Below are 11,920 nucleotides of genomic sequence, written 5' to 3'. Positions count from 1 at the left end.
AAGGGAACCAGGCTTGCTTATGCAAGCGCAGCCTCAGGTTCAGACTTTTTTGCAGTGGCTTGCTCCACTTCATTCTCTACCACAGAATGAGTTTCTTTCGCGATTCGACCTTCTTCATCAGTCGGAACTACCCAGATTTGTGGGCCTGTACCATTATCGATCCGGCCTTCAGTACCGCGTTTCAAACTGCTATTAGCGTCTTTATCCAGGTTGAAACCGAAATGTGGTAAATAAGCCATGGTTTTTTCACGGATATACGCCGAGTTTTCACCAATACCACCGGTAAAGAACAGACCATCAATACGTGGCAGACCACAGCTTAAAGCAGCTAAAGATTTCGCCAGACGGTAGCAGAATACTTCAATCGCAAGAGTCGCATCTTCACTACCTTGTTCTGAGGCTTCAATCAGGGTACGCATGTCATTAGACAGGTTGTCAGACAAACCAAGCAAGCCACTTTCTTTATTCAGCATCTTGTCAATTTTATATACATCCCAGCCTAGGTTTGCAGCCAGGAAGCTATGCAAACTTGGATCGACATCACCACTACGGGTCCCCATCACCACACCTTCAAGTGGCGTCAGACCCATTGAGGTATCTACACTTTGGCCATTCCATACGGCACAGGTCGAACTACCATTACCGAGATGCGCTGTTAACCAGCCACCTTGCTTAAAGCTGCCCGCCAGTTCAGAACCGCGATCTGATACATAAGCATGGCTGGTACCATGGAAACCATAACGACGTACGCCATATTCGGTATAAAGGAATTTAGGCAGGGCATAACGGTAAGCATATGCCGGCATGGTTTGATGGAAAGCAGTGTCGAATACTGCGACTTGTGGCAAGTCTGGGAATAAACGTTTAGTCGCTTCGATCCCGATCAGGTGAGCCGGGTTGTGCAAAGGCGCAAGTGGAGTTGCTTCGCGAATTTTTTCAATAATCTCGTCAGTAATTAGTTCAGCTTTGGTCAGGCTGCCGCCATGTACCACACGGTGACCAATCGCATCCGGCTTGTAGTTCGCCAGACGCTCTAAACCTACTTCTAACGCTTTTTTATGATCTGCAAAAGGAATATGAATATCGACTGGTTCATTGCCGACAGTCACACCTTTAATACGGGCATTTTCTGTGCCTAAGTTCTCAGCTAAGCCGTGAATACGGAAATTCTTTTCTTCAAGCAATAGGGCAAACTTGATTGAAGAAGAGCCACAATTAATAACTAATACTGATTTAGACACGATTGTTTACCCGATTCTAATTAAAATTCTCATCCATTTCGTTGACCTGTCTGCTGGCAAAAGCGACACAAGATAGGTCTGTGATCATGTTTTAACATGGGTTTTTTTACTGTCCTAGATAGACTTTAGCCGATTAGACTTAAGCATTATCGACCACAGCGACAATAATAATTAAAATTTATCAGTTCATAGTTTTCATTTATAAATAAAATACTGCTAAAAAATGATCTATTAAACTGTAACTTATATTTCTTAAAAATAATGTTTATTTATTCTACCTTTTAGGTATGGATATGAAGAAATTATATGCAATTTTATAAAGGCTGCATATTTACTTGAACATGTCTTTTATTCATCTAATGCATAAAAAATCAGCCTTGCGAACAAGGCTGATTTTATTATCTATTTACTGGCGAATCTGACCATCGCCGAAGACTACCCATTTCTGGGAAGTCAGGCCTTCTAAACCAACCGGGCCACGGGCATGAATCTTATCCGTCGAAATACCGATTTCCGCCCCTAAGCCATATTCAAAACCGTCAGCAAAGCGGGTAGAGGCATTGATCATGACTGAACTCGAATCTACACCAGCTAAAAATTCGCGAGCGATGCTGTAATTTTCAGTAATAATTGAATCTGTATGATGCGAGCCATATTTATTGATATGTTCAATGGCTTCCTCAACACCCGATACGATTTTAACTGCCAGAATCGGACCTAGATACTCGGTGTACCAATCTTCTTCTGTTGCGGCAACTACCTGATTGCCCAAGATACGCTGGGTTTCACGACAACCACGAAGCTCTACCTGTTTTTCCTGATACAGCTCAGCAATTCGAGGCAGGAAATCTTCAGCCACTTTTTCATCAACCAGCAAAGTTTCCATGGCATTACATACGCCATAACGATGGGTTTTGGCATTTAAAGCAATTGGCAGGGCTTTGAGCAGATCAGCCTGTGCTTCGACATAGACATGGCAATTCCCGTCCAGATGTTTAATCACAGGCACACGTGCCTCTTCAGTAATGCGTTCAATTAAGCCTTTACCACCACGCGGTACGATCACATCGACATATTCAGTTAGGGTAATCAGCTGGCCAACTGCAGCACGGTCAGTCGTATTAATCACCTGAACTGATGCTTCAGGTAAACCTGCCACTTTTAAGCCATGCTGGATGGCAGTTGCAATGGCCTGGTTAGATTCCAGAGCTTCTGAACCGCCACGCAGAATAATCGCATTTCCAGATTTTAATGCCAGTGAAGCAGCTTCCAGAGTTACATTCGGACGTGATTCATAAATCATGCCCACTACGCCCAAAGGCACACGCATCTTGCCAAGCTGAATCCCTGTAGGACGGTAAGCCATATCAGTGATTTCACCAATTGGATCTTTCAGGCTGATCACATCTTTCAGGCCCTGTAACATACCTTTAAAGCGTGCGGGGTTGAGTTCTAAGCGATCAAGCAGGGCACTGTCCAGATTGTTCTGGTGAGCTTTATTCATATCAATCTGGTTAGCAGCCAGAATAGCGGCCTGGCTATTTTCTAAAGCGGTATAAATTGCTGACAATGCGCTGTTTTTAGTTTGGGTAGACGCACGAGCCAAAATGCGAGAAGCCTGGCGTGCCTGCTGTCCTACCGTTTGCATGTATTGTTCAATAGACTCTTGCATAGCGGTTCAATCACTTAGAAATTTCACTTTGATATTAACAGTCTGATGCCGGACAATGAAGCCCATCACTTAAAAATCATAAGCTTTTCACTGTTTCTAAACATTTTGAAATTGTTTTATCTTTAAAAGCAGATAAGTGGTTGTCGAATCAGTTGCTTGTGAAAAGCCGCTCTGTATAGAATGAAATGTAGCGACATAGATGTCATTGATATAATTACTACAGCGCAGGATGCGTGTTCAGGATAATCGGAATAATCCTGAAGCATAAGATCTGTAAATAATGACTTGCACAATAAAAATAAGGCAAGGACGGAGGAAAGGAATATGAATTCCATTATCCAGATGGATGCCCAGGCATTGGACCAACATAGCCATTACGGTTTTTTTGATCTTTATGATAAGCACAGTTTCAAGCAACCAGCACGTACGACATGGATCGATGGCTGGAAAATCGAGTATATGGCCATTGCGCGTCCTGATACTTTGCATATGCGCCCAATGGTGATTATTGGGGGAGCTTTTCAGAACTTTAATTCTTACAAATATTGTGTAGAACAGTTATTTGATGCGGGACCTATTATTTTAATTGATTTACCTTCCATGGGGGCCAACCAGCAAATTACTAACGTTGATACCGGCTTATCTGCAGGAACACTTGAACTGGAAGATCTGGCAGCGATGCTAGGCCAATGGCTGGAGCAGATGCAACTGCCTAAGGTGGCTATTCTGGGAATGTCTCTGGGTTCAGTGGTGGCTTCCTGTCTGGCAGATCAGCGTCCTGAACTGGTAGACCGTATGATTTTAATGGGTGTGATGCAGAAAACCCGCAAAAGCTGGCGCATGCTGCTGGAAGAATCTCTGCATTTAATGAAAGAACAGCGCATGGATGAATTCGGCCAAGCGGTGATTCTGTATCTGGTCAATCATGCACGTTTAAAAGAAACCCGCATGTCGCCAACAGCAAAACGGTTGTTCTTTAAGCAGATGTCCGAGTTTACTGCCACTGAGCAGGACCGCTATGACATTAACTGTAACCGTCTTTTAAGACTGACCAATGTACCGATTCCTCAATGCAAAGTTTTGGTGGCTTGCGGGCAATATGACAGCTTTACCTTGCCGCATGAAAATGCCAATTTTGCCCTGCAATGTCCAAACATGCAGTATGTGCAGATCGCTTCTGCAGATCATGTGCCTCAGTTACAGCGCCGTAAAGAAACCATGCATCTATTTGCAACTTTCTTGCGTGATGAGCCGGTTGATCAGCTCGAAGGTATTATCCCGTTCACCCGTGAACAGATGCAGCAGATCGAACGACGTGGTGAAGAGCGGATTACAGTTCAGGATCCACAGCGTTATTTAAGTCATCGCCATTCTGATCTGATACTCAAGGCAGAAATTATCGATATGAATTTCTTTGGGGTGTTGCTGGAATTGGAACCTGGATTAACCGATCAGGCAGCCGCATATCCACGTGATCTGGCTTTACATTTGGAAGATGAAGAAGGGGAGTTTAAGATCGAATGTTTAATCTTCGAGCATGATGGCACTCAGTTACGTGCTTTGTTCAAGCATGGCAGTTTTGATGTAGCAGAGCGTTTACTACGTTTTGTCCAGAAAGAGAAAGCACTTCAACAGGCTGAAGTATTCGATGCAGTCATCTAAACAATAAAATTCATAAAAAAACAGCGTGATTAAACGCTGTTTTTTTTCACCGCATGAATCATCCAGACCAAATCGCCTAGATGTTCATCCTGTTCATAATGAGGACTCTGCTGTCGAGGTTCTGCAAAATAACGTTGTGGCTGTTCGACCTCCACCCACATAAACCCAGCTTGCTGAAAAAACTGCTGTAGTTCTTGAGGTGATTTAAAATGAAAAGTAAATGCACTGCGTGACATGAATTTTAGCAGACGGCTACAAGCCCAGATAAAGCTTGCCAGTTTATTTTTGACCGGTTCAGGATAAATATCACTGAGATAATGCACTTCACTGAAACCTTGACCATATTCGTTAATACCTTTGAGCAAGGTAAACAGCATTTTTTGATCAAAGTAATTGATCAGGCCTTCACTAATAATGACTAGAGGCTGTTGCGGGTCAAAGACTTTAAAAATATTCGCCAGTTCTGCACTAAAAATATCGCCGCTCAATACTTCCGGGGCATCTTGATCAATCTGCTGCAAGGCGTTGGTTTTGATCCTGGCCATATCGGGCAGATCCAGCTCCCGATAATTAATCCCGGGAAATTTCTGTCTAAAACTCCAGCTGCGTGGGGATAAACCACTAGCAATTTCCAGTACCTGTAATTGAGGATATTTACTAATTAACTGGCTTAAGTGTTCATCAATCATTTGATGACGCTGTTTCAGGGTAGTGCGCATACTGCCGCCCACATGACGCTCAGCCCATGACTCCAGTGGATGAACCAGTTTGGCAAGGAATTTACCTTTAGAAGTGGCAAATACGGGATGTGAAATCCCCATTTTGTACCAGATATAGCCAGTATAATGTGCAGTAAAAGAAATATGGCGGTGTTGTGAAAGAGATTCTGTCATGTCGTCCTGACCTTATTGTTGTTTTAATTTAATGCTGCTCATTAATATAGCAGTCTTTTCAACATGATAATAAAAAAGGAACACCTTGTCGTGTTCCTTTGTCGTATTCAGGTCATTTAAAAATTACAGAACCTGATCTTTAAACTGGCTGATTTCATCACGGATCTGGCGCCATTCATCTCCAAGATTCAGTTCAGTACTGATTTGAATCTCTGGAATTTTTCCGCGCATACGTTCCAGACGCTGCTGATTTGGCAGTGGCAGATCCTGAATGCCCTCAAGCGCAATACATTGTGCTGCGCGATCATTGCAGACTAACCCCATATCACAACCTGCTTTCAATGCCGCCTGAATACGGGCATCGGCACCACCAGCCACACAGGCAGCCTGCATGCTTAAATCATCCGAGAACAGTACGCCGTCGAATCCAAGTTCTTGACGTAACACTTTCTGAATCCAGAATTCTGAAAAACCGGCTGGATTTGGATCAACCTGACTATAGATAACATGGGCAGGCATAAGCGCATCCAGTTGGGATTGTAACTGAATAAAAGTCTGCATATCCTTTTGCTGGATTTCTTCATAGCTGCGCATATCAATGGCAGCGGCCACATGCGAATCGGCCTTAACCGAACCATGTCCCGGGAAATGCTTACCGGTCGAAGCCATGCCAGCACGTTTCATACCTTTCAGAAAAGCACTAGCTAGTGGAATAATATCCTGAATATTTCTGGCAAAGCTACGGTCGCCAATCACATCACTAATATCATTCAGATCCAGTACAGGCGCAAAACTGAAGTCAATTCCGACAGCCAGTACTTCAGTCGCCATCAACCAGCCACATTTCTCGGCCAGTTCCAGCGCTTTTTCACGATCCGTCTGGTAAAGCTCACCAAATTTGCCCATGGCAGGCAGCAGGGTAAAGCCCTGTTTCAGGCGCTGTACCCGGCCACCTTCCTGATCCACCGCAATCAGAATATCTGGACGGACCTGACGCATATGATCAGTCAAAGCGCGGACTTGGGCAGGAGATTCAATATTGCGACCGAATAAAATCACACCACCGACTTGTGGTGCACCCAAGAGTTCAATATCTTCTTGAGTAAGGGTAGTGCCTGCGATGTCGAGCATCAATGCGCCAATCATATGCGGAATCCATTTTAGAATTTTCGGGGAAAACAATACCTGAATTCTGCAATGATTTGCTACACTTTGTCAGCACAGAATATGATAAAACTACACGACATAAACATATTAAGTTGTTTAAGATGCTGAATACTTTAAGTTCTGCTCGAAAAGCAACACGGTCAAATTGGTCTTGAGGCCAAGGAAGTACGAATTATTTATGAAATTTCAAACAATAGCTTGTGCAGTTGCGATTGCGACAGGCGGATTATTTTTTACCCATGTGGTGAATGATGCAATTGCAGCTGATGGTAAAGAAGTAGTCAGCAAAGCAGTGCTTCAACCTTCTCAAGAACAGGCATTGGTATCCCGACAACTGGCAACTCTCGTTGATCGCCAACATTATTTGAATATGCGTCTGGATGCTCAGACTTCACAGCGTATCTTTGATTTTTATATTGATAGTCTGGATGCAGATCACAGTCTTTTTCTGGCATCTGAAATAGAAGATTATAAAAAACGCTATGGCGCTACTTTCGGTGCCAATCTGAAAGCTGGTAATTTGTCTGGCCCTTATGAAATTCATGCGCAGTATCGTGAGCGTTTAGCCCAGTTCTATACCTTTATGCTGGAAGAACTGAAAAAACCACAAAATCTGAACCAGAAGAATGTATATATTGAAACGGATCGCGAAAAGGCGCCGTTCTTTAAAACTCAGGCTGAACAACGTGCTCACTGGTCAAAAATGCTGGTCTCTCAGCTGATTAACCTGACGATCAGTAAGGAAGAAGAGCAGGCCAAGCAAAATGCACTTAAAGCCAATCCTGAACTGGCGAATGGTCAGGACCTAACTGGGCCGGAAGATTTAACGCCTGCTCAAACCCTGACTAAGCGTTATACCCGTCAGTTAGAGCGTCTCAGCCGGATCAAGAGTGATGATGTGCTGGACAAAACCCTGAATGCGATGATGCTGACTTATGATCCGCACAGTAATTATTTCCCGCCTGTAGATGCGATGGAGCTGAACCGTCAGACTACATTGCAGCTGGAAGGGATTGGAGTGTCGATTCGCCCAGAACGTGGTAATGAAGATTACACCAAGATTGAAACCATTGTAGAAGGTGGGCCTGCCAGCAAATCAGGACAGGTAAAATCAGGTGACCGTATTGTTGGCGTTGCTCAAGACGGCGAACAGATGGTTGATGTAATTGGCTGGCCAAGTAATGAAATTGTTGGTCTGATTCGTGGTAAGCGCGGCACCAAAGTAACACTGAAGTTACTAGGCCCGGGTGCGACCATGGGACAGGCGCGTAATGTCAGTCTGGTACGTGATGTGATTCAGGAAGAAGATGCCGGGGTTAGAACCCGTACCGTGGAAATCCAGCGTGATGGTAAAAAATATCAATATGGTGTGATTGAAATTCCATCTTTCTATCTGAACTATCGTGCCCGTCGTGCGGGTACCGACTACCGTTCCGTATCAGAAGATACCAATAAGGCCCTGAAAGAGCTGGCTGCGAAGAATGTTGCCGGTATTATTGTAGACTTGCGCAATAACCCGGGTGGTTCACTTGAAGAAGTGGCACGTATGCTGGGACAGGTGATCAAGTCAGGTCCTGTGGTTCAGATTCGTGATGGTAACGGTAATGTCAGCGTCTTTGAAGATGATGATGGTGGTGCACAAACCTATGCCGGTCCATTGGCAGTAATGGTGAACCTGGCTTCTGCATCTGCAAGTGAAATTTATTCAGCAGCAATTCAGGATTATGAACGTGGCATCGTGATTGGTAGTACCACAACAGGTAAAGGAACTGCGCAGGTTCAGCTGGATAGCTTGGCACATGGTCAGGCAACACTGACTCAGCGTAAGTTCTACCGTGTGACGGGGGGTAGTACCCAAAACAAGGGCGTGATTCCGGATATCAAGCTGGTCGACATCTATAACGAAGAGTTTGGTGAACGTAAGGCTAAAAATGCCCTAGAGTGGGATACGATTCCAACTGCGCCATTTAAACGTGAAGGTGTGGTCCAGAAATATGTACCGGAACTGGCCAAGTTATCTCAACAGCGTGTCGCTCAGAATCCTCAATTCAAGTATCTGGAACAGCGTACAGCGGCTATGAAAAAAGTCGAAGACCAAAAACGTGTAGTTCTGGATCTGGAACAGCGTAAAGCTGAGTTGCTGGATATCGAGCGTAAAGCTTTAGAAGCTGAAAATGCCCGCCGTGCTGCAACCGGCCTGAAACCTTATCCAAACTGGGAAAGTTATCAGGCATCTCTGGATGCCATGGTTGAAGCCCGGGCGAAAATGAAAGCCAAAGAACGTCCGGCATTACCGGAAGAAGAAGCTTTTGTGCTGGAAGCCGCACATGTCTTGGCTGACTATGCTCAAGTACAGTCAAAACAGTAACTTTAACATAAAGTAATATAAGTTCTAAACACAGCCTATTTCGATAGGCTGTTTTTTTGTGCAAATAAAATGCAATATCAATTAAATATAAAGTGCTATGTAACTAAATAAAAAAGAAAAATTTGTGATTTATGTCGAATAAAAAAGCTGGAATATTAAATTTAATCAATTGATAAAATCTCAAAGACTTCTAATATGTAAGCTGAATTTTTATTTTATCGATTCAGGGCAATTTTAAACTTCACTCCAGCTACTGAAGAGATAAAAATATTGCAATAAATTTTGTTATGGCTTCAAGTTTGAAGCAGTCGGGATGAACTCTGAAAAGAGTATTTTATTTTTTATAGGGCGTAAATTTAGCGGGGAATCGTGCGAATACAGCTGCGCAATAAAATAAAAATGATCGCCCAGATGGAACATTTTATATGATTCATGCTCATCATGATGTCAGTCTGCTCATTGGATCAATGGCTGTGGCATTTATTGCCTGCTATTTGACGCTTACGCTTGAGCAGATGCTATTTCGTAATGTGTCGCTAAGGTTGAAAACCCTTGTTTTACTGTTCAGCGGTGGCTTACTGGGACTGGCGATCTGGGGAATGCATTATGTCGGCATGACGGCAGCTCATTTTCCTGATGCTTATGATATCGATACTGCACTCACCTTAAGTTCTTATGTGATTGGCTTTGTGGGAGCAACCTTTGCCATCTGGCTCACTACCCGTAAAACCTTGCCTTGTGCCCGCTTGATTCTAGGTGCTGTTCTGATGGGGCTGGGCATGTCAGGAATGCACTATGTGGGCATGCTGGGCCTGAATGTTAAAAATCATGTGACTGCCTATCATCCTTTATTAATGATTTGTTCGATCCTGATTGCAACGAGTGGAGCGGGACTCAGTTTCTGGGTGGCCTTCAAATATCGACAGGCAGTGCAAAGTACGATCCGGATGAAGCTCGTGGTCGCGAGTATGCTTACGTTGACCATTGTCGGGATGCATTATACGGGAATGGCGGCACTCAGTTTTTATGAAGATGCCCACCCACTGAGCCAGATCAGTCATTCCCACTATGCCTTGCTATTTTCAGTCATCCTGATTAGTTGTCTGGTACTGGTGACTGCATTTGGCGTAGCCATGCTGGAGTTACGCTTTGAATCACGTAACCGTCAGCTGATGCTGGCCAATAAAGAACTGGCGAATCAGGCGATTCAGGATAATCTCACCAAACTGCCAAACCGATTATATCTGGTCAAATATGCACAATTGCTGTTTTCTGGCCGGCAACAAGATGCCCAGCATGAAATCGCTTTTTTATATATTGATTTGGATCGCTTTAAAGCCGTGAATGATGTGTTTGGCCATCACGTTGGGGATCAGCTACTGATTCAGCTGGCTTATCGTATTCATCAAATTCTGGGAGATGATTCCAAACTGCTGCGTATCGGTGGCGATGAATTTCTGCTGGTGCTGGAAAATACTTCAGTAGAGCAGGCCTCGAAAATATCGGAAAGGATCCTGGAACTGATTCAGGAAAGTTTCCAGATCAGTGGCAAGACCATCAATATCTCGGGCAGTATCGGGATCGCGATGTATCCGAAGCATGGCCAGAATCTGCAGGATCTGCTGATCAATGCAGATGCCGCCATGTTGACTTCCAAGTATCAGGGACGGAATACCTATTCTGTTTTTAATTTCTCGACCGATCAGCATGAAAGCAAAAGCCAGAGCAAACTGATCAATGATCTGTATAAAGCAGTAGAAGAGCAGCAGTTTATCTTGGTTTATCAGCCAAAATTTACCCATGATGAGCAGATCTGTGGTGTAGAAGCTCTGATTCGCTGGAAGCACCCATTGCATGGTTTGTTGGGTCCGAATATGTTTATTCCCGGAGCAGAAAAAACCGGTCTGATTATTCCGATGGGCTACTGGGCTTTAGAGCAGGCCTGTAAACAGATTCAGCTCTGGGAAGCTGATCATGCTGATTTTTTCCCGATCGGTGTCAATTTATCTGCGGTTCAGTTTGAGCATAAGCATCTGATCAGTACGCTGGAGCAGCTACTCAGTCAATATAAAATTGATCCTCAACATTTGATGATTGAGATTACTGAATCGACTGCCATGCATCACATTGATTCGAGTATCCGGACTTTGCAGCAGTTGCGTCAGATGGGCATCCAGCTGGCGATTGATGATTTTGGTACCGGGCATTCCAGCTTTCTGTATTTAAAAAACCTGCCTGTCGATGAGCTGAAAATTGACAAGGAATTTATTCAGGGTCTGAGTGCAGGTTCCAAGGAAGAAATGATTCTGGAAAGTATTATTCAGCTGGCCATTAAACTGGGTTTAAAAGTGACAGCAGAAGGAATTGAAACTGTGCAGCAAGCGGAAATTTTGACCCGTTTGGGCTGTCAGCAGATGCAGGGCTATCTGCTGGGTAAACCGATGGATGTCGAGCAACTTGAAGCTAGGGCCTTTGTTTCTTGAACCCGGTAAATCACTATTTAGAATTTTTTATGATTAAACTAATCAATTGTAAATTATAAAATTTATGTGGTTATCGATTTATAATTTCTAGATTGGGTAGTGAATTAAATCCGTTAAATCGACGAGCCAAAAAAATATCAGTTCAACCAGAAAAGAGAATGGAAAACTGCGATTTCTCCAGTTTATAGGGCTGCTTATTGGCTCTAGAAATCTGCTACAATATCGTCAATTTTTCATATTGATCGTATTTGATCTTGAGCACTGCGGTTCTGCAGTAGGTATTTTCCATGAGTTTTAAAGATGAGTTAGCGGCACAGGTCGCTCAGCGACGTACATTCGCCATTATTTCCCACCCAAATAACACACTATAATTCATCTTATTCCAACCCATTTCAAAAGCATTCAAAATAAAATTAATATTTTATTAAATTACA

The 11,920-nt window shown here is 43.6% G+C and carries 7 protein-coding genes and 1 pseudogene; 4 read left to right on the top strand and 4 right to left on the bottom strand.

The genetic code is table 11. The annotated features are described in order from the left end of the window. Positions 1–17: 17 nt before the first annotated feature. Together FTV31_RS00615 and FTV31_RS00610 are read right to left on the bottom strand one after the other, a co-directional pair. Positions 18–1,241, bottom strand: a complete 1,224-nt coding sequence (locus FTV31_RS00615) for an acetate kinase (protein ID WP_180012658.1) — start codon at positions 1,239–1,241, stop codon at positions 18–20. 406 nt (positions 1,242–1,647) lie between these two features. Further along, positions 1,648–2,913, bottom strand: a complete 1,266-nt coding sequence (locus FTV31_RS00610) for a glutamate-5-semialdehyde dehydrogenase (RefSeq protein ID WP_034703231.1) — start codon at positions 2,911–2,913, stop codon at positions 1,648–1,650. Positions 2,914–3,237: 324 nt separating this feature from the next. Here FTV31_RS00610 and FTV31_RS00605 point away from each other — a divergent pair, with 324 nt between their 5' ends. Beyond that, positions 3,238–4,575, top strand: coding sequence for an alpha/beta fold hydrolase (locus tag FTV31_RS00605; RefSeq protein WP_180012657.1), 1,338 nt, complete (start codon positions 3,238–3,240; stop codon positions 4,573–4,575). Between the two features lie 29 nt (positions 4,576–4,604). Here FTV31_RS00605 and FTV31_RS00600 read toward each other — a convergent pair whose 3' ends face one another. Further along, positions 4,605–5,468, bottom strand: coding sequence for a class I SAM-dependent methyltransferase (locus FTV31_RS00600; protein WP_180012656.1), 864 nt, complete (start codon positions 5,466–5,468; stop codon positions 4,605–4,607). Positions 5,469–5,591: 123 nt separating this feature from the next. After that, on the bottom strand, positions 5,592–6,614 hold the full coding sequence (gene nagZ / locus FTV31_RS00595) for a beta-N-acetylhexosaminidase (RefSeq protein ID WP_180012655.1): 1,023 nt from the start codon (positions 6,612–6,614) through the stop codon (positions 5,592–5,594). Between the two features lie 199 nt (positions 6,615–6,813). On the opposite strand from nagZ, the gene FTV31_RS00590 reads away from it, so the two are divergent. From FTV31_RS00590 to FTV31_RS17545, 3 genes and pseudogenes are all read left to right on the top strand, one after another. Continuing rightward, complete coding sequence (locus tag FTV31_RS00590) at positions 6,814–9,003, top strand: carboxy terminal-processing peptidase (RefSeq protein ID WP_166136328.1); 2,190 nt, start codon at positions 6,814–6,816, stop codon at positions 9,001–9,003. 425 nt (positions 9,004–9,428) lie between these two features. Further along, positions 9,429–11,486, top strand: coding sequence for an EAL domain-containing protein (locus FTV31_RS00585; protein WP_180012654.1), 2,058 nt, complete (start codon positions 9,429–9,431; stop codon positions 11,484–11,486). A gap of 287 nt (positions 11,487–11,773) precedes the next feature. Then, a pseudogene (locus FTV31_RS17545) lies at positions 11,774–11,845 on the top strand (hypothetical protein); the annotation flags it as partial. Between the last annotated feature and the right edge of the window lie 75 nt (positions 11,846–11,920).

This window comes from Acinetobacter sp. YH16031 (genome assembly GCF_013417335.1).
GTDB lineage: Bacteria > Pseudomonadota > Gammaproteobacteria > Pseudomonadales > Moraxellaceae > Acinetobacter.
This window is presented reverse-complemented; position numbering and strand designations above follow the sequence as displayed.